The sequence below is a fragment of the Lentzea aerocolonigenes genome (genome assembly GCF_000955955.1).
In the GTDB taxonomy this organism is placed as follows: domain Bacteria; phylum Actinomycetota; class Actinomycetes; order Mycobacteriales; family Pseudonocardiaceae; genus Lentzea; species Lentzea aerocolonigenes_A.
Window position 1 is genome coordinate 1 of sequence record NZ_JYJG01000226.1, and the last position, 22,397, is coordinate 22,397.

23 protein-coding genes, 1 tRNA gene, 1 pseudogene and 1 riboswitch are annotated in these 22,397 nt (G+C 68.8%); of the genes and pseudogenes, 6 read left to right on the top strand and 19 right to left on the bottom strand.

Features of this window, described 5'->3' with window-relative positions; all coding sequences use genetic code 11:
- Positions 1-169: 169 nt before the first annotated feature.
- From UK23_RS27635 to UK23_RS27675, 9 genes and pseudogenes are all read right to left on the bottom strand, one after another.
- Positions 170-1,240: a hypothetical protein gene (locus tag UK23_RS27635; RefSeq protein ID WP_045314581.1), complete on the bottom strand. Its 1,071-nt coding sequence runs from the start codon at positions 1,238-1,240 to the stop codon at positions 170-172.
- A gap of 136 nt (positions 1,241-1,376) precedes the next feature.
- Positions 1,377-4,278: pseudogene (gene gcvP, locus UK23_RS27640) on the bottom strand (aminomethyl-transferring glycine dehydrogenase).
- Between the two features lie 150 nt (positions 4,279-4,428).
- Positions 4,429-4,524, bottom strand: a riboswitch (glycine riboswitch).
- Between the two features lie 55 nt (positions 4,525-4,579).
- Entirely contained in the window at positions 4,580-5,539 is a 960-nt protein-coding gene (locus UK23_RS27645; RefSeq protein ID WP_045314582.1) for a Clp protease N-terminal domain-containing protein, read from the bottom strand.
- A gap of 88 nt (positions 5,540-5,627) precedes the next feature.
- Positions 5,628-6,194 carry a MerR family transcriptional regulator gene (locus tag UK23_RS27650; RefSeq protein WP_045314583.1) on the bottom strand — a complete coding sequence of 189 codons (567 nt, stop codon included), beginning with the start codon at positions 6,192-6,194 and terminating at the stop codon, positions 5,628-5,630.
- Positions 6,195-6,499: 305 nt separating this feature from the next.
- The gene (locus UK23_RS27655; RefSeq protein WP_030468959.1) at positions 6,500-6,973 is read right to left on the bottom strand and encodes a bifunctional nuclease family protein; all 474 of its coding nucleotides are present in this window, start codon (positions 6,971-6,973) and stop codon (positions 6,500-6,502) included.
- Between the two features lie 125 nt (positions 6,974-7,098).
- Complete coding sequence (locus tag UK23_RS27660; protein ID WP_052685115.1) at positions 7,099-7,686, bottom strand: MerR family transcriptional regulator; 588 nt, start codon at positions 7,684-7,686, stop codon at positions 7,099-7,101.
- Between the two features lie 3 nt (positions 7,687-7,689).
- Positions 7,690-8,148 carry a glycogen accumulation regulator GarA gene (garA, locus tag UK23_RS27665; protein WP_030476302.1) on the bottom strand — a complete coding sequence of 153 codons (459 nt, stop codon included), beginning with the start codon at positions 8,146-8,148 and terminating at the stop codon, positions 7,690-7,692.
- 113 nt (positions 8,149-8,261) lie between these two features.
- Positions 8,262-8,645, bottom strand: a complete 384-nt coding sequence (gcvH, locus tag UK23_RS27670; RefSeq protein WP_045314585.1) for a glycine cleavage system protein GcvH — start codon at positions 8,643-8,645, stop codon at positions 8,262-8,264.
- 42 nt (positions 8,646-8,687) lie between these two features.
- The gene (locus UK23_RS27675) at positions 8,688-9,269 is read right to left on the bottom strand and encodes a CDP-alcohol phosphatidyltransferase family protein (protein ID WP_045314586.1); all 582 of its coding nucleotides are present in this window, start codon (positions 9,267-9,269) and stop codon (positions 8,688-8,690) included.
- A 575-nt stretch (positions 9,270-9,844) separates the two neighbouring features.
- Here UK23_RS27675 and UK23_RS27680 point away from each other — a divergent pair.
- Both UK23_RS27680 and UK23_RS27685 read left to right on the top strand, forming a co-directional pair.
- Positions 9,845-10,510 (top strand): ANTAR domain-containing protein, encoded by a 666-nt coding sequence (locus UK23_RS27680; protein WP_156213433.1) that lies wholly within the window; start codon positions 9,845-9,847, stop codon positions 10,508-10,510.
- Between the two features lie 141 nt (positions 10,511-10,651).
- On the top strand, positions 10,652-11,014 hold the full coding sequence (locus UK23_RS27685) for an STAS domain-containing protein (RefSeq protein WP_052685116.1): 363 nt from the start codon (positions 10,652-10,654) through the stop codon (positions 11,012-11,014).
- Here the strand turns inward: UK23_RS27685 and UK23_RS49000 are convergent.
- Complete coding sequence (locus UK23_RS49000; RefSeq protein ID WP_052685117.1) at positions 11,004-11,663, bottom strand: ATP-binding protein; 660 nt, start codon at positions 11,661-11,663, stop codon at positions 11,004-11,006. The genes UK23_RS27685 and UK23_RS49000 overlap by 11 nt on opposite strands.
- A gap of 95 nt (positions 11,664-11,758) precedes the next feature.
- Here UK23_RS49000 and UK23_RS27695 point away from each other — a divergent pair, with 95 nt between their 5' ends.
- Both UK23_RS27695 and UK23_RS27700 read left to right on the top strand, forming a co-directional pair.
- Positions 11,759-12,193, top strand: coding sequence for an ATP-binding protein (locus UK23_RS27695; protein WP_045314588.1), 435 nt, complete (start codon positions 11,759-11,761; stop codon positions 12,191-12,193).
- The gene (locus UK23_RS27700) at positions 12,190-12,975 is read left to right on the top strand and encodes a SigB/SigF/SigG family RNA polymerase sigma factor (protein ID WP_045314589.1); all 786 of its coding nucleotides are present in this window, start codon (positions 12,190-12,192) and stop codon (positions 12,973-12,975) included. Before UK23_RS27695 ends, UK23_RS27700 begins: the two co-directional genes overlap by 4 nt.
- Before the next feature lie 92 nt (positions 12,976-13,067).
- Here UK23_RS27700 and UK23_RS27705 read toward each other — a convergent pair whose 3' ends face one another.
- A complete protein-coding gene (locus UK23_RS27705) occupies positions 13,068-13,367 on the bottom strand; it encodes a WhiB family transcriptional regulator (RefSeq protein WP_045314590.1) in 300 nt (99 codons plus the stop codon).
- 69 nt (positions 13,368-13,436) lie between these two features.
- Complete coding sequence (argS, locus tag UK23_RS27710) at positions 13,437-15,170, bottom strand: arginine--tRNA ligase (RefSeq protein ID WP_045314591.1); 1,734 nt, start codon at positions 15,168-15,170, stop codon at positions 13,437-13,439.
- Positions 15,171-15,318: 148 nt separating this feature from the next.
- Here argS and UK23_RS27715 point away from each other — a divergent pair, with 148 nt between their 5' ends.
- Positions 15,319-15,741 (top strand): ester cyclase, encoded by a 423-nt coding sequence (locus UK23_RS27715; RefSeq protein WP_045314613.1) that lies wholly within the window; start codon positions 15,319-15,321, stop codon positions 15,739-15,741.
- A gap of 17 nt (positions 15,742-15,758) precedes the next feature.
- Complete coding sequence (locus UK23_RS27720; protein WP_045314592.1) at positions 15,759-16,604, top strand: NAD(P)H-binding protein; 846 nt, start codon at positions 15,759-15,761, stop codon at positions 16,602-16,604.
- Here the strand turns inward: UK23_RS27720 and UK23_RS27725 are convergent.
- The 7 genes from UK23_RS27725 to UK23_RS27755 form a co-directional block, all read right to left on the bottom strand.
- On the bottom strand, positions 16,552-17,235 hold the full coding sequence (locus UK23_RS27725) for a M50 family metallopeptidase (protein ID WP_045314593.1): 684 nt from the start codon (positions 17,233-17,235) through the stop codon (positions 16,552-16,554). The two genes, UK23_RS27720 and UK23_RS27725, sit on opposite strands and share 53 nt — an antisense overlap.
- An 89-nt stretch (positions 17,236-17,324) precedes the next feature.
- Positions 17,325-17,954: a DUF4383 domain-containing protein gene (locus tag UK23_RS27730; RefSeq protein WP_045314594.1), complete on the bottom strand. Its 630-nt coding sequence runs from the start codon at positions 17,952-17,954 to the stop codon at positions 17,325-17,327.
- Positions 17,955-17,990: 36 nt separating this feature from the next.
- Entirely contained in the window at positions 17,991-18,305 is a 315-nt protein-coding gene (locus tag UK23_RS27735) for a hypothetical protein (protein ID WP_045314595.1), read from the bottom strand.
- Positions 18,306-18,511: 206 nt separating this feature from the next.
- On the bottom strand, positions 18,512-19,975 hold the full coding sequence (locus tag UK23_RS27740) for a helix-turn-helix transcriptional regulator (protein WP_045314596.1): 1,464 nt from the start codon (positions 19,973-19,975) through the stop codon (positions 18,512-18,514).
- Between the two features lie 6 nt (positions 19,976-19,981).
- On the bottom strand, positions 19,982-20,668 hold the full coding sequence (locus UK23_RS27745; protein WP_052685119.1) for an SAM-dependent methyltransferase: 687 nt from the start codon (positions 20,666-20,668) through the stop codon (positions 19,982-19,984).
- A 119-nt stretch (positions 20,669-20,787) separates the two neighbouring features.
- Positions 20,788-20,859: transfer RNA gene (locus tag UK23_RS27750), tRNA-Glu, on the bottom strand.
- Between the two features lie 144 nt (positions 20,860-21,003).
- Complete coding sequence (locus UK23_RS27755; RefSeq protein ID WP_156213434.1) at positions 21,004-22,368, bottom strand: PucR family transcriptional regulator; 1,365 nt, start codon at positions 22,366-22,368, stop codon at positions 21,004-21,006.
- Between the last annotated feature and the right edge of the window lie 29 nt (positions 22,369-22,397).

A 22,397-nucleotide genomic window follows, 5' to 3' on the forward strand; every position in this document is an offset into this window, starting at 1 on the left:
CTCTTGATCAAATCGCCTCTAACTACTACCAACAGCCCCGGAACCCGCCGTCGCGCGGCACGGCAGCCGGGCCGGTTGGCAGTAGGAAAGTGCTGGATGACCTTGGGTTGGTGGTACTTGCAGACGTCATGGCCACCAGACGGCGTGAGGCGCCCTGGGAATCAACCGTCTAGGCGCCGACGACCCTGTGCTCGACCAGAGCCGCCATCGCCTCCACGACGGGGCACCGCTCCAGCGGGGTCAGCTCCTCCAGGCCACGCGCCTTCCGGAGCGCGAGGCGCAGCGTGGACGCGGCCAGCGGCGTGGCGACCTGCCAGGCGTGGAACAGCGCCAGCGGCAGCTCCCACCGGCCCGCGGCGTCGTCGAGGCGGCCGTCCAGCAACGCCCTGGCGCCGGAGCCGATGGAGGGCCAGCGGTGCAGTTCGATCACCAGCTGGGCCGGGGTGAGCGACTGGAGCTCGTCGCAGCGGGCGAACGGGTGCTCAGCGACGTCGGTCAGCAGGTCCCAGGAGACCCGCGGAGGCGAGCCCTGGGTGAAGTCGGTGGCCAGGTCCGTCGCCTCGGACAGCTGGGCGGCGCAGGAGTTGAACGACGCACGGTCGTGGAACGGGACCTCCTCCCACAGCACGCCGAGCCGGCGGTCCACGGGCGGATGGCCGGCACCTCGCACGAACAGCGACTTCTCGACGTTGTGCACGACGGTGACGGCGATGAGCGCGCCCAACGGCACCAGCGACGGCGGGCCGGAGTCGTGCGCCGCGAGCACCGCTTGGTAGGCGAGGCGATCGGCGTCCAACGGGCCGCGCAGGTGGTGGGCCAGCTCGTGCGCGATGACGAACCGCAGGCTGTGCGTGGCCAGCAGGTCCGCCGTGTGCTGTTGGAAGGGTTCCAGCGGGATCGTCAGAGTCTGCACGGAGCCGGACGAACGCTCGACACGGCTCGTGTACCGCAGGATCGCGGCGAGGAGGGCGGTGTCGAACGGACGGCGCCTCCTGAGGCGCCTGAACAGTGAGCTCGGGCGGGCGACGGCCAGGGCCAGGTGCCTGCTGTAGACCGGGATCAGGGCCAGGACGGCCTCGGAGATCCCGATCAGCACGGAACCGTCCGGGTAGCTCGTCGAACCGGCCGAGGCCGCGGCGTCCGACGTCAGCCCGACCGACCGCAGGCGCCTGCGGTCGTGGCCTGCCTGGGCCATCGCCTCGACGACCGAGTCCTTGATCTCATCGGCGGTCTCCGCCATCGTTCGCACGCTCGATCAGTCGGCAGTTGATCAGCGAGCGTTACGGACTTTTCGTTGCACCACAACGTTTCCACCCGACCGGACCCAGAAATACCGAAGGGGCGCACCCCCGAGTGCGCCCCTTCGGAGTATCAGATCAGCTGCCGTACGCCGAGAGCGGCGGGCAGGAGCAGACCAGGTTGCGGTCGCCCTTCGCGCCGTCGATGCGGCGGACGGGCGGCCAGATCTTCGGAGCGGAAGTACCGGCCGGGTAGACGGCTTCCTCGCGGGTGTACGGGTGGTTCCACTCGCCGACGGTCACGCTGGCCGCGGTGTGCGGGGCGTTGCGCAGCGGGTTGTCCTCGACGGGCCACTCGCCGGCGCCGACGCGGTCGATCTCGCGCTTGATGGCGATCATGGCGTCGATGAACCTGTCGATCTCGGCCAGGTCCTCGGACTCGGTCGGCTCGACCATCAACGTGCCCGCGACCGGGAACGACATGGTCGGCGCGTGCAGGCCGTAGTCCGCGAGCCGCTTGGCCACGTCGTCGACCGTCACGCCGGTCGCCTTGGTGATCGGGCGCAGGTCGAGGATGCACTCGTGGGCCACGAAGCCGCCCTCACCCGTGTAGAGCACCGGGTAGTGCTCGTCCAGGCGGCGGGCCACGTAGTTCGCGGCGGCCACGGCGGTCAGGGTGGCGCGGCGCAGGCCGTCGCCGCCCATCATGCGCACGTACGCCCACGAGATCGGCAGGATCGACGCGGAACCCCACGGGGCGGCGCTGATCGGGCCGACACCGGTCGCCGGGCCCGCGGTCGGCTGCAGCGGGTGGTTCGGCAGGAACGGCGCGAGGTGCGAGCGCACGCCGATCGGGCCGACGCCGGGGCCACCGCCGCCGTGCGGGATGCAGAACGTCTTGTGCAGGTTGAGGTGCGAGACGTCCGAACCGAACTTGCCGTAACGCGCCAGGCCGATGAGCGCGTTGAGGTTCGCGCCGTCGACGTACACCTGGCCGCCCGCGTCGTGGACCAGGCCGCAGACCTCGCGAACCGTGTCCTCGTACACGCCGTGCGTGGACGGATAGGTGATCATGATCGCAGCGAGGTCGTCCGAGTGCTCCGCGACGGTCTCGCGCAGGTGACCCATGTCGATGTTGCCCTTGTCGTCGCACTTCACGACGACGACGCGCATGCCGGCCATGACGGCGGACGCGGCGTTGGTGCCGTGCGCGGACGACGGGATCAGGCAGACGTCACGGTCGGCGTTGCCGTTCGCGCGGTGGTACGCGCGGATCGCGAGCAGACCGGCGAACTCGCCCTGCGAACCGGCGTTGGGCTGCAGCGACACCGCGTCGTAGCCGGTGACCTCGGCCAGCCACGCCTCCAGGTCCGAGACGATCTTCAACAGGCCCTTGGCGTCCTCGACCGGCGCGAACGGGTGCAGCGTCGAGAACTCCGGCCACGTGATGGACTCCATCTCCGCGGTCGCGTTCAGCTTCATCGTGCAGGAACCGAGCGGGATCATGCTGCGGTCGAGCGCGACGTCCTTGTCCGACAACGCACGCAGGTAACGCAGCAGCGCGGTCTCTGAGCGGTGCGCGTGGAAGACCGGGTGGGTCAGGTAGTCGGACGTGCGGCGCAGGTCGGCCGGGATGCCGTCCGCGGTGTCGGCGTCGATGGCGTCCACATCGGACCCCGTCACACCGAACGCTTCCCACACCGCGACGAGGTGCGCGCGCGTCGTCTTCTCGTCGCAAGCGATTGCCACGACGTCGGCGTCGACCTGGCGCAGGTTGATGCCGAACGAACGCGCCTTCTCGACGACCTCGGCGGCACGACCCTCGACCCGGACCTGGACGGTGTCGAAGAACTCGCCGTGCACGACGTCCAGACCGGCCTCGCACAGGCCCGTGGCGAGCACGGTGGCGAAGCGGTGCACGCGGGTCGCGATCGCGCGAAGACCCTCAGGACCGTGGTAGAAGGTGGTAGACCGCGTACATCGACGCGATCACGGCGAGCAGCACCTGCGCGGTGCAGATGTTCGACGTGGCCTTCTCGCGGCGGATGTGCTGTTCACGCGTCTGCAGCGCGAGCCGGTAGGCCAGCGAGCCGTCGGAGTCGACCGACACACCGACGAGACGGCCGGGCAGCTGACGCTCCAAACCGGAGCGGACGGCCATGTAACCGGCGTGCGGGCCACCGAAGCCGATCGGCACACCGAAGCGCTGCGTGGTGCCGACGACGACGTCCGCACCGATCTCGCCCGGAGCGCGCAGCAGCGTGAGGGACAGCAGGTCCGCGACGACGACCGCCTGCGCACCCGCGTCGTGGATCTCGGTGATGAGGTCCTTCTGGTCGCGCACCACACCGGACGCACCGGGGTACGACAGCAGCACGCCGAAGAAGTCGCCGCCCAGGCCGAGACCCTCGATGCCCTGCGACAGGTCCGCGACGACGATCTCGATGCCCAGCGGCTCGGCGCGCGTCTCGATGACGGCCAGCGTCTGCGGCAGCGTGTCCGCGTCCACGACGAACTTGTTCGACTTCGAGCGACCGCCGCGGCGCACCAGCGTCATCGCCTCGGCGGCGGCGGTCGACTCGTCCAGCATGGACGCGTTCGCCACCGGCAGGCCGGTCAGGTCGCCGACCATGGTCTGGAAGTTCAGCAGCGCCTCGAGCCTGCCCTGCGAGATCTCCGGCTGGTACGGCGTGTACGCGGTGTACCAGGCGGGCGACTCCAGCACGTTGCGCAGGATCACGCCGGGCGTGACGGTGTCGTAGTAGCCGAGGCCGATCATCTGCGTCATCGGGCGGTTCTGCGACGCGAGCTCACGCAGCTCGGCGAGCGCCTCGGTCTCCGTCGCCGGAGCCGGCAGGTCGAGCACGAGGTCGCGCTCGTGAATGGACGAAGGCACCGCGTGCTGCGCCAGCTCCTCCAGCGATCCGACGCCGATGACGTCGAGGATGCGCGCGAGTTCGGCCGGGCGCGGACCGACGTGGCGGTCGGCGAACGGGGTGCCGTGCTCGAGAGCGGCGAGCGGAATGCGGTCCTGCGTCATCAAACGCCTCCGGGGGCTGCGGGCACACGTGTCCTGGTGCCCTCCCCGCTCTGTCCGTACCCCGAAGGGCGCCTGAGAGGTTCACCCCTGCTCTCACAAGGGCTTTCACCGTCGGCGGGTTCCTCGAGAGGAACCACTTTCCAGAGGCGTCTAGCTCACGCGGTCCTGGGTGCCTGAGAGGTTCCCGGGGAGGAACTTGCTCCTTCGGCGCCGGGCTCGAAACCCGGTCTCTCCCGCCTGAGTTCAGCGACTACCCGAGAAGAATACCCGCAGGCAGCCCGGCTAGTCGCCAAGGCGCGACCTACGTCTCAACAGCGAGACCGCGCAACACCCTGCCAACAGGGTCGAGCAAATCGTCGCGCACCGCCACCAGCAGGTGCTCGGTGCTCACGACGGCGTCGCCACGACGGGCCGCCACGGCCTTCGCGCCCTCCACGAACCTCCCGACCCCGGCACCGCTCGCGGCCGGCAACGCGGCCGGATCCACACCCGCCGCCCGCAGCGCCGCCGCCCCACCGGACTCGAACTCCGGCCGCAACCGCCGCCCGGCGGCCGTCAACTGGTCGTCGACGGTCAGCACCGCCGCCACCAGGTCCGCGGCCGTGGCTTCCTCGCGTCCTGCGGCCAGCGCGAGCCTGTGCGCCTCGTTCCGCACGACGGTCAGCACAGGTCCGCCCAGCCCCTGTCCACGGGCGACGAACCGGACCAGCCAGCGCACGTAGCCACCACCGGCGTCGCCCTCCAACGCCCCGGCCTTGCGCAGCAACCGAACCGCGGGAGCCTCTTCCGGTTTCGCGGCACGCCGCACCGCTTCGATCGTGGCCTCGGCATCCACCCGCAGCACGGCCAACAGCTCGGCGGCGCGTCCGGACTTCAGCGACAGCAACGCCACCGAGAGATGGGTCGTGGTCAGCACCCCGTCGCCGGCCTCGGCGATCGCCGCACGCAAGCACTCGTCCAACGCCCGGCTCACCGGCAGCGCGGACTCGAGGCCAGTGCGGTCGTGGGCTGTGCGCATCAGTGCGGCCACGTCTGGGTCAGCCTCACCTGCGCCGCCGTCGTCAGCGGCCCAGTTCCCGACGCCCCTGGCCACCGCGTGTGCCCGCACCGACCACACGCCCAGTCTGCGGCCGGGTCCGATCGCGTCCGCCAGAACGATCAGCAGGTTCTCGGTGCCGACGACGGCGAACCCCAGCCGGGAAGCTCGCTGCACCGCGTCGGCGAGCACCTTCACGACCTGGGAGGAGGGTGTGCACATCATGCGTTCAACGCTAGGGATCGCTCACGCGTCAGCGCGTCCGCCGACTGGCCACCGACACCCGTCCGGTCGGCCAGTCCGGAAGCGACGGTCAGCCGGTCGCGCGTTCCCTGCGCCGGCGCGTCAGCTCGTCCTCGGTCATGGGAGCGATCTCGACGCCGTCCGCACGTTCGGCCGGGAACTCGTGGATCGTCCCGGAGATCTCCCGCATGGCACCGGAAACCGCGATCCCGAACACGCCCTGACCGCCCTGCAGCAGGTCCACGACCTCTTCCGGCGAGGTGCACTCGTACACGGTCGTGCCGTCCGAGAAGAGCGTGATCTTCGCCAGGTCCTGCACGCCGCGACGGCGCAGGTGGTCGACCGCGACCCGGATGTTCTGCAACGAGACACCGGTGTCCAGCAACCGCTTCACGACCTTCAGAACCAGGATGTCCTTGAAGGAGTACAACCGCTGACTGCCGGACCCGTGGGCCATCCGCACCGTCGGAGCGACGAGCCCGGTCCTGGCCCAGTAGTCGAGCTGCCGGTACGTGATGCCCGCGATCTGGCACGCCGCGGGACCCCGGTAGCCGACGAGTTCGTCCGGCAGCGAGGAGTCCGGGAACAGCTCACCCTGCTGCCCGGATTCGGCCCGCACGGGCGCTTCCTCGACCACGCCTGCCTCCCCTCGGAACGGCCACGAAACTCATGGCCGTCAAGCCGCTGCGTCAGCTCACGCGAAGCAGCGACGTCCACTCGAGTTCGACGGTAAGACCGGTCAGAGGGCAGGTCAACGCGACGCGCGGGGAGTGTCGACCCTCAACCTCAGGTAGAGAGTCACCTCGTCACCCGAACCAGGACGTTCAGGTGACGTTTAGTGATCGTTTAGCGGGTAAATCGAGCGGAAAGTAGCCCAAATGAGCGACGAGCCACGGAGGTACCGCGGTTCCAAACGAGACAGACAGCGACACCGAGCAAAACTCAGGTGTCCGCGCCCCTGAAGTCCTCCGGCGAGACCGAGTCGAGGAACTCGCGGAACTTCTCGACCTCGTCCTCCTGCTCGTCCGGGATGATCAGGCCGGCCTCGGCCAGCACCGACTCCTCGGCGTGGATCGGCACTCCGACGCGCAACGCCAGCGCCACCGAGTCCGAAGGCCGCGCGGAGACCCGCACGTCGCCGTCGAACACGAGCTCGGCGAAGAAGGTGCCCTCCTGCAGGTCGGTGATCCGCACCTGTTCGAGGTTGCGTCCCAGCGCCCCGATGACGTCCTTCAGCAGGTCGTGCGTCAACGGGCGGGCGGGACGGACGCCCTGTTGCTCGAGCGCGATGGCCGTGGCTTCGACGGAGCCGATCCAGATCGGCAGGTACCGCTCGCCCTCGGTTTCGCGCAGAAGAAGGATCGGCTGGTTCTGGGGCAGCTCCACCCGTACGCCGACGACGCGCATCTCGCTCATCGGGCCTCGCCTCCCTCTATGTCGTTCGGGAGTACCCGGATTCACACCCGAGCATCCCCCGGCGTACGTGTTCGACGCTACCCGCCAAGCGGGCCGTGTGCTCAATTGTTGCGGGCCGATCGTGATCAAGACGACTGGCGCAAGCCCGCTCTTACCAACAACGTGTGCAACGAGGTGAACAGGTCAGCCAATTCCCGGACCGTCTCGGGATCTGAGAAGGACTTCAGCAGAACCACCTCGTGGTCCGCCGCAGCGCGAACCGCGCGCAGGTGTTCGCGCTCGACGCCGAGTCCGGTCATCGTCCGGATCGTGCGGAGCGCGGTGATGTCGTCGGCGGTGAAACGGCCGCCGGGGCCGGCGCGCAGCAGACCGTCACGTTCCAGCTGGGACAGCTGTTCGGCGCTGAATCCGGTCTGCGCCAGCAGTTCGACCCGCGACAACGACGAAGAGTCCACAGGGGTGGCGTCGAGTTGTTCGCGGATCACCTTGAGCGGCAGGTATCTGTCGCGTTGTGCGGACAGCACGAAACGCAACCTCTCGACGTCCGCCACGGAGAACTGGCGGTAGCCGGAGGCCGTGCGTGCCGGGCGGACCAGCCCCTCCGCTTCCAGGAAGCGGATCTTGGAGATGGACACCTCGGGGAACTCGGGGCGGAGCTGCGAGAGCACCGCCCCGATGCTCAGTCCCCCACGTTGTGGCCGCCCGGCCGTCACGCGTCAGGCTCCCGCGGAGCCAGGACCCGTCAGGAAGACGAGGCGGAACTTGCCGATCTGGACCTCGTCACCGTTCGCGAGGACGGCCTGGTCGACCGGCTCGCGGTTGACGTAGGTGCCGTTGAGGCTGCCGACGTCGATGACGACGAACTCGCCGCTCTCCCGGCGGAACTCGGCGTGGCGGCGCGAGACCGTCACGTCGTCCAGGAAGATGTCGCTGTCGGGGTGGCGCCCTGCGCTCGTCGTGTCGCGGTCCAGCAGGAACCGGGACCCGGCGTTGGGGCCGCGCTTCACCACGAGCAGCGCGGAACCGGCGGGAAGTGCGTCAACACCGGCAACTGCCGGCTCCTGGGCGGGCGCCTCGGCGCCGCCCTCCATCTCCTGGAGGAAGTCCGCCCGGAAGACGGAGGTCCGCTCCGGGGACTGCTCCGGCGGAACGCCTGGGCCGTCGTTCGTGCTCACCTGAGCTCTCCTCCTGCTGCTGGATCCGTCACTTCCGGTAAAACCTATCGCGTTCGGGTCGCCACCTTCAGCGCGGCTCCCCTTCCGGCCGAAGATCCGGCGAAAGATCGACGTCACTCCTTCTCCACCAACGCCTTGTACCCGTCAGCGTCCAGCAGGCCTTCCAGCGCGTCCGCGTCGTTCAGGCGGATCTCCACCATCCAGCCCTCGCCGTACGGGTCGGTGTTCACCGAGTCGGGTGCCTGCACCAACGCGTCGTTGATGGCGACGACCTCACCGTCGAGCGGGGAGTAGAGGTCGGACACGCTCTTGGTGGACTCGACCTCGCCGAACGTGTCGCCCGCGGAGACGGTGTGGCCGACTTCGGGCAACTGCACGAAGACGACGTCACCGAGCTGTTCCTGGGCGTAGTCGGTGATGCCGACGCGCACGGTGTTCTCGCCAGTGCTGGCGACCCACTCGTGCTCCTCGGTGTAGCGAAGCTCCTCGGGAATCAACTGACTGCGCTCCTCGTGCTGAACCTGTATGGGGTGATCTTTTCACGCGGCCTTGGTGGGAGTGACCCTCAGGGCCTGGAAGAACTGGTAGACGTACAGCAGCGCCGACCACAGGTAGAGCGCTCCGCCCCAGGCCGTGAAGGCGTAGGCGAACGGCTGGGCGAGCTGCGCCCACGCCGAATCACCCTGCGCGAGCAGCAGCAGGGGGAACGCGTACAGCAGGTTGAACGTCGCGGCCTTGCCCAGGTAGGTGACCTCGAACGGGCCCCAGCCCCGTTGCCTCAGGATCAGCAGGCAGACGCCGACGACGAGCTCTCGCCCCACCAGCACGAGGGCGATCCACAGCGGCACGATGTCCCTGATCACGAACGCCAGCAGCGTGCAGAACACGTAGAGGCGGTCGGCGGCGGGATCGAGCAGCGCGCCCAGGTTGCTCATCTGGTTGAGCCAGCGCGCGAGCTTGCCGTCCAACCAGTCGGAAAGCCCCGCGAAGACGAGGACGAGCAGCGCCCAGCCGTCCGCGCGGGGTCCGAGCAACAGGTACAGGAAGAGCGGAACACCGGCCAGCCGCAACACGCTGAGCAGGTTCGGAATCGTCAGCAGGCGATCAGCCGGATCACGCACACCCGCACTCTAAACGAGTGACTGCGCAGGGGCTGCCGGATGGCGTCACGGCACGCGGTGCGACTGGTTGCGGGTTCGTGCGGAGCGTTCAGTTCTTACAAGATCAAGCTGTCTTGAAGAGTGTCCAGCCGCGGCGCTGCATCTCGGCGCCGGAGATGGCGTGCGGGCGGCCCCGGTCGTCCCGGCCGACCCAGCGAGCGCGAAGACCCTCGAGCACGTACGCGTGGCCCCGGCTCCACACAACGCTGCAAGGCGTCGTGGGCAGCCCACAGGAATCAGGCGCAGTTGCCTCGTGTGGCTGGATCTCCATGGCGGTTCTCATTTCAGTCCCTCCGTGACATCAGGGATGTCGCGCACCGGGGCTCCGGCGTTATCCCTGTGAACGAATTCTGGCGGACTGTGGTTCAGAACACGTGTCCTGTTTGGGTCCTTAGCGTTAACTGGATCAATCGGCGCGCCGAGCTGTTCGGGTCCGAAGCGGGACGGATAACTGGTTGGTTGCCTACGCAACCGTTCGTCGTACGCCGACGACCGCACGTCTCGTGCCGGGCATCGGCAGGGCATAACCTCGCGTGGTGGACCAGGTGAAATTTGGTGGCGAACTGATCTCCCGCTTGATGGACCACCTGTGTGAGCGACTGCAGGGGTGCCGTGGCGTAGGGCTGAGCGTGTGGCCGGACGGCGCGGTGCTCAGGGCGATCGGCGTCGCGGAGGACCTGGACCAGGCGCAGGTGGAGGGCGGGGAGGGGCCGCTCGTCGACGCCTCGCGCGACGAGCGGCAGGTCACCGGCAAGGTCGGCGATCTGGACGTCGTGGCGGTCCCCGGCAGCTGGGGTGACGGCGGTCCGGTGGTGCTGACCGTGTACCTGGACCACCCGCCGCGGGTGGAGGACCTCAAGGCCATCGAGGAGATCGAGCCGCTCGTCGCGACCGCCGCCGCGGTGGTGGAGTTCTGCGCCGGGGAGGTGCTCAGAGCGGACCAAATGGTGCGGATGGTGCAGCACCGACGCTACATCGAGCAGGCCAAGGGGCTGCTGATGGGAGCACGGCCCTGCACGCCGGGGGACGCGTTCGAACTGCTCGTGCGGGCCAGCCAGCACGCCAACGTGAAGCTGCGGGACGTGGCCATGGCCCTGGTGCTGGTCGCCAGCGGCGAACTGGAGGACGCCGACAGCATGACCCCGCCACCGAGGATCGCCTACGACACCGCGCAGCGACTTTGGGAGGCGCTGCACGTTTGAGATCTGCCGCGCCGGGGTACGAAACCCTCGACCTGTCCTGGTCGCGGACACTCACGTACGGTGAGGCCGCAGCGGTTGAGCCAGCAGCCGCATTGGAGCCGCTGCGGTAGTGGCTCCCTGGGTGCGAGAGGGAGAACATCGGTGACTGTGCAGGACCCGCGAGCGGAGCAGACCATCGCACTGTCGGCCAGCCAGCCGGCGGCCGGTGTCACGGTGCTCGCCGTGTCCGGCGAGGTCGACATGGTGTCCGCGCCCGCGTTGCGCGACGCCCTGGTCAACGGCCTGGCCGACGGTGGCACCTTCGTGATCGACATGAAGGGCGTCACGTTCCTCGGATCCGCCGGTCTGGCGGTTCTGGTGGAGGCCGCGAGGCTGGCGCCCCAACACTCCGCGGCTCTCAAGGTCGTGGCCACCGCACGGGCCGTGACGCGCCCTCTGGAGGCCACGGGCCTCGGTGAGGTGTTCAGCGTGCACGAGTCCGTGGACGCTGCCGTCAGCGCCTGACGGTGAGGCGGTTGCCCGCCGCCTCCAGGGCCTCGGCGACCGCGTGGAGCGCCTGCTGGACCCCGGTCCTGTCCTCACCGAGCTGGGTGAGGTCGACGGTCAGCGGCACGGTGCCTCCGCGCGCCGCCGTGGTGAGCGTGCGCCTCAGTGCCGGTCCGGCCTCCGCGGGCACGTTGCCCCGGACGACGGCGACGACGCCGGAGGAGGTCTCGTGGAGTTCGCAGTCGGGCGCCACCTGCGGCCCGAGGGTCAGGGGCGATCGGGCCCGGCGCAGTCGCACCGTCGTGCCTCTCGCCGAGCGGTCTATCACGACCTCGTCCACGCTCTCCCGCATGAGCAGAAGTCCTCGGCCGCGCATGGTGAGCGCGGGCGGCGGGACGCGCCACTGGCCGTGGTCGGAGACGTCGACGGCGACAGTGCCGTCGTCGCCGATCTGCGCGCGGACCTCGATGGTGCCCTGCGCGGGCGCCGGGTACGCGTGCTCGACCGAGTTGTTGACCGCCTCGCTGACGGCGAGGACGAGATCGCTCGCCTCGTCCTCGTCGAAACCGCTGCCCTGCAGCCACTCGCGAAGTTGGTGCCGAACCGGCGCGACCTCACGTGCGTCTGCGGGGAAGCGAAGGGCCAGGGAGTCCTCTTGCACCAGCACAACGCTCCTCCCCTTGGATGCCTCTGCCAGGTGATTTCCCAGGCCGTCCGGCCAATACACGTGTGAAATGAGATCAATTCGGGTACGGCAATGACATGCCGGCCTTCAGCAGAACGGACTACGAGGTGGGTGTGACGCATTTGTCAGGGGTCGAACTCAGGATGGCCGCGGATCCCACGCAGCTGTCCATCGTCCGCGCCGTCGCGGCGGACATCGCCATGCGGCAGGACTTCGACCTCGACTCGATCGAGGACCTGAAGCTCGCCGTCGACGAGACGTGCTCCACGCTGATCACGCTGGCGGCGCAGGACGCCGTCCTCAGCTGTCACTTCGCGGTGGACGGCTCCGGCGCGGTGAGAGTGTCCGCCCAAGTCGTCGCCAAGTCGGCCTCCGGGCCCGACGAGGGCAGCTTCGGGTGGCGCGTGCTGACCGCGCTCGTCGACTCCGTGGAGACCAGAGTCGACGAGGCCGAAGGGTTCGTGGTCCACATCGACCTCGTGAAGTCTTCGGCAGGGGCGGTGGATGCGTGACGGGCTCCGAAGAGGCGACCACGACGAAGCAGGGCGGTGACTACGACCACCTGGCCCCGCTGTTCGCCGAGCTCGCGGTGACCCCCGAGGGGCCCGCGCGTGAGACGTTGCGGGACAGACTCGTGACCGAGCACCTCCCGGTCGCCCAGCACATCGCCCGCCGGTTCGGCCACCGCGGCGAACCGCACGAGGACCTGGTGCAGGTGGCGACGGTCGGCCTGATCAACGCGGTCGACCGGTTCGACCCCGATCGCGGATCAGACTTCTTGTCGTTCGCCGTGCCGACGATCATGGGTGAGGTCCGGAAGTACTTCCGCGACTCCAGCTGGTCGGTCCGCATGCCGCGACGCCTGAAGGAACTGCACCTGGCGATCAACGCCGGCACTTCGCGGCTGTCGCAGTCGCTGGGTCGCGCGCCGACGCCGTCCGAGCTCGCCGAGCACCTGGGGCTCTCCCGTGAGGAGATCCACGAAGGACTCGCGGCCGGAAACGCTTACCAGAGCGCGTCTTTGGACGACATGCTGATGTCGGAGGACTCGTCCATCTCGCTGGGCTCGACCATCGGCGAGGAAGACCCCGAGATCGCGATGATCGAGCAGCGGGAGGCACTGCACCCGTTGCTGCAGAAGCTGCCCGAACGGGAGCGGAAGATCGTGATCATGCGGTTCTTCGGCAACATGACGCAGACGCAGATCGCCCAGAAGGTCGGGATCTCGCAGATGCACGTCTCGCGGTTGCTCGCGAAGACGTTGCGGCAACTGCGAGACGTGCTGGAGGAATGACGGCTGGGCGCCAGCCCTGATGGCGTCTGCAAGTACCGCCAACCCGAGTGTTGGTAGTACTTGCAGACGCCATCAGCACCAGCCACGCATGGCTAGGACGCCACGCGGACGCGGCGCCGGGCAGCAGTGATGATCTGGCGCCGCTCGTCCTCGCCCATGCCTCCCCACACGCCGTACGGCTCCTGGGCTTCGAGGGCGTGCTCGCGGCACTGCGCCAGCACCGGGCAGTGCGCGCAGATCGCCTTGGCCTTCTCCTCCCGGGCGGCTCGGGCGTAGCCGCGTTCGTTGTCCGGGTGGAAGAAGACGGCGCTGTTCTGGCCGCGGCACAGCCCTTCCATCTGCCAGTCCCACACGTCGGTGACCGGCTTGGGCAGACGGGTCGTGCAGGTCATCGCGACTCCCTTGCTGGGCGGAAGAGTTGCGATCACTGCGTACCCGTGGTCTGACCAGCGGTAAACCTGTTAGAGCCTTTCGGGTGCCCCGATACCCAGCAAGGACAGACCCAGCGTGAGCACCCGGGACGTGAGCGTGAGCAGGTGCAGCCGCGAGTCCTGCAGCTCCTGCGACTCCGCCGTGGCCACCGGGCAGTTGTTGTAGAACGTCGAGAACGCCGTGGCCGTCTCGAACAGGTAGTTCGTGATCTTGTGCGGCGCCAGCTCGTCCACCGCCGCCTGAATGGCCGTGGGCAGCTGCAACAGCTTCAACGCCAGATCCCGCTCCGCCGGCTCCTGCAGTACGAGAGCAGCGTCAGCAGGCGCCGCACGCCCGACCTTGCGCGCGATCGAGAGGATCCGGGCGTTCGCGTACTGGATGTACACCGACGTGTCGCCGGTCGTCGCCAGCATCTTCTCCCAGGTGAAGACGTAGTCCTTCTCCCGGTCGTTCGAGAGGTCCGCGTACTTCACCGCGCCGAGTCCGATGGTCCGGGCGAGGGCGTCCTTCTCCGCACCCTCCACTTCGGACGTTTCCGGCATCACCTTGTACGAGTTCTCGACCGCCTCGGTCAGCAACTCGATCAGCTTGATCGTCCCGCCCGCGCGCGTCCGGATCGTCTTGCCGTCCGAGCCGAGAATCGTGCCGAACCCGGTGTGCACTGCCGTGTGCGCGTCGTCCAGCCAGCCTGCCTGCTTGGACGTCGCGAAGATCATCTGGAAGTGCTGCGCCTGCGGGTTGCCGACGACGTAGATGAGCTCGTCGACCTTCCGCTCCCGCACCCAGTACCGGACCGTCGCGAAGTCCGTGGTGGCGTACCCGTACCCGCCGTCGCTCTTCCGCACGATCAACGGCAGCCGGTCGCCCTCCCGGTTCGAGAACCCCGGCGGGAACACGCAGAGCGCGCCGTCGCTCGTCTCGACGAGCCCCTTCTGCTGCAGCTCGGTGATCGTGTCCGCGAGGTACGGGTTGTAGAAGCTCTCCCCGTAGTTGTCCTCCACCGACAGCCCGATGCCGAGCAGTTCGTAGATCTGGTTGAAGTGCCGCTGCGACTCCCCGACCAGCTCGTGCCACAGCTTGAGCGTCGCCTCGTCGCCGCCCTGCAGCAGCACCACCCGCCGCCGCGCCCGATCCGCGAAGCCCGGCTCGTTGTCGAACTTCTGCCGCGCCTGCTGGTAGAACGCGTTCAGGTCGCTGATCTCGTGGTCGGCCCCGTGCCCTTCGTCCGTCAGGTGCTCGATGAGCATCCCGAACGGCGTCCCCCAGTCCCCCAGGTGGTTGTGCGGGATGACCTCGTGCCCGGCGAACGTCAGCAGCCGGCAGAACGCGTCGCCGATGATCGTCGACCGCAGGTGCCCGACGTGCATCTCCTTGGCCACGTTCGGGCTGCTGTAGTCGATCGCGATCCGCCGGGGCCGTTCGGTGACCGGCACGCCGAGCCGCTCGTCCCCGAGCAGCGCCGCGGCCTGCGCCTGCAGCCACTCCTTCTTCAGCCTCAGGTTGATGAAGCCGGGCCCGGCGATCTCCGGCGCCTCGATCGCATCCGCTGCGTCCAGGTGCTCGACGATCAGCTCAGCGACCTCGCGGGGCTTCTTGCCCACCTTCTTCGAGAGGCTCATGGCGACGTTGCACTGGTAGTCCGCACCGTCTCGGTTGGACGGTCGGATCAGCGCTTCCTCAGCAGTGATGTCCACGTCCAGCGCAGCGCGCAACGCAAGCGCGACCCGCTGGCCCAGCTCGAGCCCGACATCCCCACGCAGCACTGAACCCACCTTCCACCGCAAGCTTTCCGACAAGTATTTCACCCGGCACCAAACCTGATTCGACCGCGCCCGGATCGAACACGCGTTCGGCCGTTGTGACGCGGCTCACGGGCTGTCACATCCAGGCGGAGGGCGACGTCCTGTGGGCATGAGCAAAGCGATCAACGAAACGACGTTCAGCCGCCTGCACGACGCCATCGGCACCCGCGATCCGGAGGTCATCTCGAAGGTGATCGACGAGGTCGCCGATCCCGGCCTCGTCTTCCACGCGCCGAAACCCGGTGACATGTCCGGGGCGGAGGCGCTCAAGCAGGTGTGGGTGACGCTCCTCCGCGCGTTCCCCGACATCGAGGTCACGATCGAGGACGTGGTCGCGGAGGGGGACAAGGTCGTCTACCGCAACAAGGTCACCGGCACCCATCGGGGCGAGTACCGGGGCCTGCCACCGACCGGCAGGCCCGTCGCCTACGCCGAGATCTTCATCGTCCGCTTCGCCGCCGGGCGGATCGCGGAGATCTGGGGAGTCGTCGACGTCTTCACGCAGTTGAAGCAACTCGGCGTCATCGACTGACGAGAGGAACAACGACCATGATTCTGATCACCGGAGCCAACGGCGTCGTGGGACGCGCGGTGATGACGCTGCTGTCAGGGCAAGGCGCGGCCTTCACCCCGATCGGCCGCGCCCAGGGCGACCTGTTCCATCCACAGTGGATCGAGCCCGCGCTGGACGGGGTGGACGCGATCCAGATCAGCCCGCGAGCCACCGGTCCCGGCCTCGAGGAACTGCTGAGACTGGCGGTGAAGCAGGGCGTGCGGCGCGCGGTGCTGTTGTCGGCCACCACCGTCGAGCACCCGGCGGGAGAAAGGCGCTTCGCCGCGCAGTTCGCACGCGCCGAGGACCTCGTCACCCGCTCAGGTCTGGAGTGGACGGTCCTGCGCCTGGCCGACTTCGCCGCCAACGCACTGGCCTGGGCAGCGCAGCTCGAGGCGGGTGACGTGGTCCGCGGCGCGTACGGGAAGGCCGCCACGTCGCCGATCCACGAGACCGACATCGCGGCGGTGGCCGTGCAAGCCCTCCTGAGCGGTGCGCACGCCGGAGCGGTCCACACGCTGACGGGCCCGCAGTCGCTCGACCAGTACGAGAAGGTGCGGATCATCGGCTCGGCCGCGGGCAGGACGCTGTCGTTCCAGGAGCTCCCGCCAGAGCAGGTACGGCAGGCCATGCTCGCGCAGGGACTGCCGGAGGAGGTCCCCGCTCGCCTGCTCGGCTCGCTGGCGGACTACGCCGAACGACCCGGCCCCACCACCGGCACCGTGGAGGACCTGCTGGGCCGTCCCGCGCTCACCTTCGCCGACTGGGCCCGCGCCAACGCCCAGGCCTTCACCACCGGCCGAGCAGCAACGCCCCGCCACCCACCAGTGCCGCAACGCTGACGACGCCGAAGAACGTCACCCACCCGAGCGCCGGCACCCCGGTCAGCCAGGCCAGCTGGTCGGCGTCCGACCGAGGTGCCTGCCGCCTCCACCGCTTGACCTGCAGTTCCCACACCGGCCGGACCCCGCCCAGCAGCAGGAACCAGGCGAACACGTACGCGGCCGTGTCCCGGACCTCGGCGGAGGCGTAGAAGGACACGAAGAAGAACGCCCCGCCGGTGACGATGATCGAGAGCACGCCGAACACGTTGCGGATCATGATCAGCATCGCGGCCAGGAACACGATGCTGATCCACAACATCAGCTGGATGTGCTCGTTGGTGATCAGGACAGCCGCCCCGAACCCCAGCAACGACGGCGCGATGTAGCCGGCCAGTGCGGTCAGCACCATGCCGGGCCCGCGGGGCTTCCCCCTGGACACGGTGAGCCCGGAAGTGTCCGAGTGCAGCTTGATCCCGCTCAACCGCCGCCCGCTGAGGACCGCGAGCAACGCGTGCCCGCCCTCGTGCGCGATGGTGATGACATTGCGGGTGACCCGCCAGATCCCGTGCAGCGCGACAGCCAGGAACGCGGCCAGCGCCGTTCCCCACGTGATCAGAACCTCATGAGTCAGCAGCTCGTCGGGAAGCATCGCAACATCGAAACAGACGCGCCGTGAGAGCCGCATGTGGGCTCTCACGGCGCGCCTGCGCCGGACCAGGGGGGATCCGGCGGGGAGACCTAGTGCTTGATCTTGTCCTGGCTCACGCGATCGGTCTTGGGATCGACCGCCGCCTGCTCGGTGGTGATCGGCTCGCGATGACGGACAGTCGGGTCCATCTCCTCGATCCGCGGCTCACGGGTGTTCTCGTCGCGAACCTCGTGCGAGTCGTCGAACGACGACCTCTGCTCCGGCAGCACCGGCTCCTCCTCCTCGATCAACCGCCGCCGCGCGGGAAGCACGGCCAGCAGCAGACCGAAGATCGCGAGCCCGAGGTGCAACCAGTTGTCGTTCGTGTTGAGCGCCAACGGGTTCCCGAACTCCGACGCCGGGTTCTGCGCCAGCACGCCGGTGATCATCAGCCCCCACACGAAAATGGCGCCGTACCCGAGGAACAGCAGCCACCCGTACAGCCGGGCCATCCCGGACCCGAGAGCCATGAGCAGACCGAGCACGCCGACGACCACGTGCACCAGGTTGTGGAACGGGTTCACGGAGAACCCGAGCACGAACGAGTGGGTGGACCAGTCGCCCACCCCGGTGCGGGTGAATCCCACGACGCCGAACACGATGAACGCGATACCGGCCAGTCCGGCCAGAATCTGCACCGGCTGAAGACCGGCGACCTTGACAGTGACGCGGTGGGTCATGACGCCCTCCAGGCTCCGTACTTGTCGCCCGGACGGCTACCCCGCGTCGACCACTGCCAAACCGTCAGGCACGCCGTTCAGGGACACGTCGGGCATGCCGGTGCGCGGCACGACGACGTTGCGCTTGCCGATGTGGACCACGCGGGCGCGGGCCGGGTTGACCAGCACGGTCGTCTCGGCGTTCTGGTCGTTGTACGCGCGGACCTCGACCTGCGTGCCGCGCGCGGCAGCGTTGCGCAGAGCCGCGGCCAGCGTGTCCAGGTTCCACGGCTTGACCAGGCGGAACTGGAACTCGTCGACGTGCAGCACGGCCCAGAGCTCGAGGTCGGTAGGTGGATCGATCGGATTCACGGGCTGCTCCCCCTCAGGGAAATGGTGGGCTCCGGGACGCCGCGCCCACCGCTCGGCGCCCCGGAATTCTGGTACGGCATCTGACCTTCGGCGAAGGGGCGCGTGTTGGTTCTGCCGTCACAACACGGCCGCGTGGCGCCGGCGGTTCATCCCGTTGTCCGTCAAGGAGAACTCACACCGGTCCACCGGCACATCCAGAGCAATACCTAGGTTTGGTCGCGCGCGATCCGCGCCGCCTCGGACCGGTTGCCCGCGCCGAGCTTCGCCAGCACGTGCGACACGTGCAAGCCCACCGTCCGAACACTCAGAACCAGCTCGGCGGCGATTTCCTTGTTGGTGCGGCCCCACCCCAGCAACTCCAGCACGTCGCGCTCGCGGGGCGTCAACGTGCCCAGCTGCGGTTTGTCCTGATGCAGCAACGGAACGCGCCGTCTGCGCGCCTCGCGGTCGATCATCTTGGCCAACGGCAGCGCGCCGAGCCGGTGGGCCGCGCGGTCGGCGTGACGCAGCGCTTCCGGTTCGCCACAACGAGTTCGCGCATACGCCGCCTGGTACGGCATCTTCAGCCGATCCCACTCGAGAGCGATCTCCGCCCACGAGTCCCGCCCGGCCTCCGCGAACGCGAGCCGCCGCCACACCTCGTCCTCCGGCCCCTGCGGTACGGGCAACCGGGCCAGCAGCTCGGCGACCGTCGCTTCCGGATCATCGAGCTTCGTGACCCGGCCACCCGCCGCCTGAAGATCCCGTGCCGCACCAAGACCCGCCGCGCACAGCCGCAGCACCTCGCCGCCGGTCAGCGCCTCCGGCAGGTCCAGAACCGTCTCCCTGCACAGTTCGACAGCGGTCCGGTACTGACCTTTCGCCCGTGCCGCAACGGCTCTGGTGTACGCGCACTGGGCGAGGAACAACGCGTCCTGCCCCTCGATGACCTTCTCGGCGCGCTCGATCAGGTCGTCGGCATCCCGTCCCCGCAACGCGGCAGCTTCCGCCTGGCACAGCAGGATCCGCGCGGCCTTGTTGCCCGGAATCGCGTCCGGAACCTCCAGGGAGTCCAGTTCGTCCCACCGCCCGAGCGCGAGCAGGCTGGTCGAGACGTTGTACCGGATGACCGCCGAGAACGTCGGCGCGAGCCCCTGAATCCCCAGGCGTGTCAACGCTTCCCTGCCGATTCGCGCGTTTCGTTCGTGCTGCCCGGCAGTGGCGAGCACGAACGTCAGGTTCCCCACCGCACGAGTGAGCTCACGGATGCTGCCACTGCGATGCGCGGCCGTGCGCGCGTCCTCCAAAGTGGCGGTGCCGCGCGGCAAATCCCCCAGGAACGCCTCGCACACACCACGAACGCTCAACGCGTACGCCCGAATCTCATCGGACTGAGTGCCGACCGAGTCCGCGAGCTCCATCGCCGCGCGGTACTCCCCCTGCGACATCAGCCAGCTGGCCTCGGCCACCTCGATCCGCTGCACCATCGAGCCGGTGGCCAGTCCCTTGGCCTCCAGCAACGTCTCGTGCGCGGCCGCACGGTCACCGAGCACGAACTGGCAGTCCCACAACAGGTACAGCAGCTCGCAGCGGTCGCCGGGACCGGCGAGCGCCTTGCGCAGCTCCAGAGCCGCGTCCTCCGGCCTCCCCGCCCACCGCAGAGCCTTGGCCCGCTCAAGCGCTTCCCGCACGTTCCCTTAGGAGGCGCCGCGAACTCCCTGGATACGGCCCGGCTTGCGGCCGATGCCCGCGTAGGCCCCGGGAACGACGCACGGCGCCTCGATCGACAGCCCCTCCATGAGCTGCTCGACCGGCGCCGGATGTGACACCACCAGGAACCCTCCCGCCGGCAACGCGTGCCGATACCGGCGCACCACCCGCCCTGGCCCGGTGACGTCGTCCACGTATCTCAGGACGTCGACCATCAGCACCGCGTACGGCTCGCGCAGGTCGAGATGCGACATCACGCCCGGATGCCTCAGCACCTGCTCGGGGCGGCGCAGGTCGGCCTCGACCGCGCACGTCCGCGGCTCACCGCGCAGCAGCCCGCGCGCGAACGCCACGGTGACCGGGTCCGAGTCCACGTAGACGACACGGGCGTCCGGCAACGTCTGGTGCGTCGCACCGCACGTCGGGATGCCCGAGCCGAGGTCGAGGAACTGCCTCACGCCGGCCGCCCAGCAGTGCCGGACGGCGTGCTTGAGGAACGCCCGGTGCGCTCGCGTCACGAGCGGCAGCTCCGGGTCGATCCGGACCGCCTGCTTGGCGAAGGCCCGGTCGGCGGCGTAGTTGTGCGCGCCGCCCAGATAGAAGTCATGGATCCGCGCGGCGTTCGGCCGACGTACGTCGACCTCGTAGCGTGCGAAGGCGGGGACCGCAGCCATTCGCAGAGCGTAACTGGCGCCTAGACCATTCGGGCGAAGTTTTCGAAGATTCTTTGGGTCCGTCTGACATGGACCCGGTTGCGGGCGGGCCCGGTCCACCCCACACAGACCGGGCCACGTAGCGCGTACGGGGATCGAACCCGTGTTTCCGGATTGAGAGTCCAGCGTCCTGACCACTAGACGAACACGCCAAGGACGAGCATTGATACACAAATGCTCACAGAGATTAGAAGAAAGTGAACTAGCTGGTCACGGCTTTGATGGCGCTCCGGCCCATTCCTCTGCGGTAAACATGGAACAATGATGACCGACTCGCCGCACCGCTCGCAAAGGAATTAATCGAGCCAGGTCAGCGCGAGCCACAGCGAGGCCCGCGCGTCGGCCGTCCCAAGATCACGACCGAGCAGCCGTTCGGCGTGCGAAATTCGGTGCCGAACGCTGTTGCGATGCACTCCGAGCACGGCCGCGGCGCGGTCCCAGCTGCCGTGCTGCCCCAGCCAGGCCCGCAGGGTGTCGACGAGTTCGGGGCGGCCGAGGAGGGGTGCGAGCTCGCGGCGGGCGAAGGCTCGGGCGGTTGTGGGGTCCACGAGAGAGGACAGGTCTGACGCGGGGAAGGCGGGCTCGCCGGTGGCTCGGGCGCGGGCGAGGAGGGCTGAGGCTTCGGCCGCCGCGTGGTCGATCGCGGAGGTGGAGATGGGGATCAGGGCTGGGGCGGGAGCTGGGATCGGCGATGACACCCCGACCGGACCCGCCACCTCGAAGTTCGCCGGCACCAACGCCAGAAACTCCTCCCCCGCCTTCGACACCAGCGGCCCGTACCGCTGCGCCAGCACGTCGTAGTCCGCCCGCGACTCCCCTGCCACCACCCGCCAAGGCCCAGGTCCCAGCACGTTCACCAGGCCGACGACCTGCGACCTCAACAGAGCCGAGGCAGCGAGCCGCGCGATCTGCCCGCGTTCGCTCTCCAGATCCCTGCGCAACAGTCCGAGCAACGCGAGCGCCACCGCGACGACAGCACGTTCGGCAGGAGAGAGCGGAGACGAGCGGCGCACCACGAGCACCGCGGACTCCACCGGATCGAGCGTCACGTGGTCTTCACCCACCTGGGCCGAAGCCGAACGAGGCCCAGTGCCCGACGCAACACGCGCCACGAGAGAGGCGAGTTCCTCAGGTGCGGAGGCGGCATCAACGAGATCAGCGCGGCAGTTCAGCACCACGGCGAGAGTGGTCAGCACGGACTCCACGGGCCGCACGCGCGTGGCGGCACGGGTCAGGGCGCGCTGGCTGTCCGCGAGCATCCGCTGCTCCCGCACGGCGATCTCCGCGAGCAACGCCCCGAGCGCCTGCGACACCGCGAGGAACGGCGTCGACGGCGGCACCTCCAGCAGTGGCATCCCCTGCTCCGAACAGGCCTCCACCAGCGACGACGGCACCGTCGGGAACTCCGGTTCGACGCCGAACCCGATCGCGGACACGCCCGACGACACCAGCCCCGCCACGTACGCGGGCACGTCGGACGGGAACCGCACACCGGCCGTGAGCAGCAGCTCCTCGCCGACCAGGTACGGCGTCGGGTCCTCGAGCTCGGACACGTGCGCCCACCGGATCGGCCTGTCCAGCGCGTCGGCTCCACACAGGACGGTCAGCCCGAGATCGACTCGCGCGACAAGATCCTTCAGTGGGACGGTTTGCACAACCATGGTCCGACGATTGTGCAGAACGACCACTT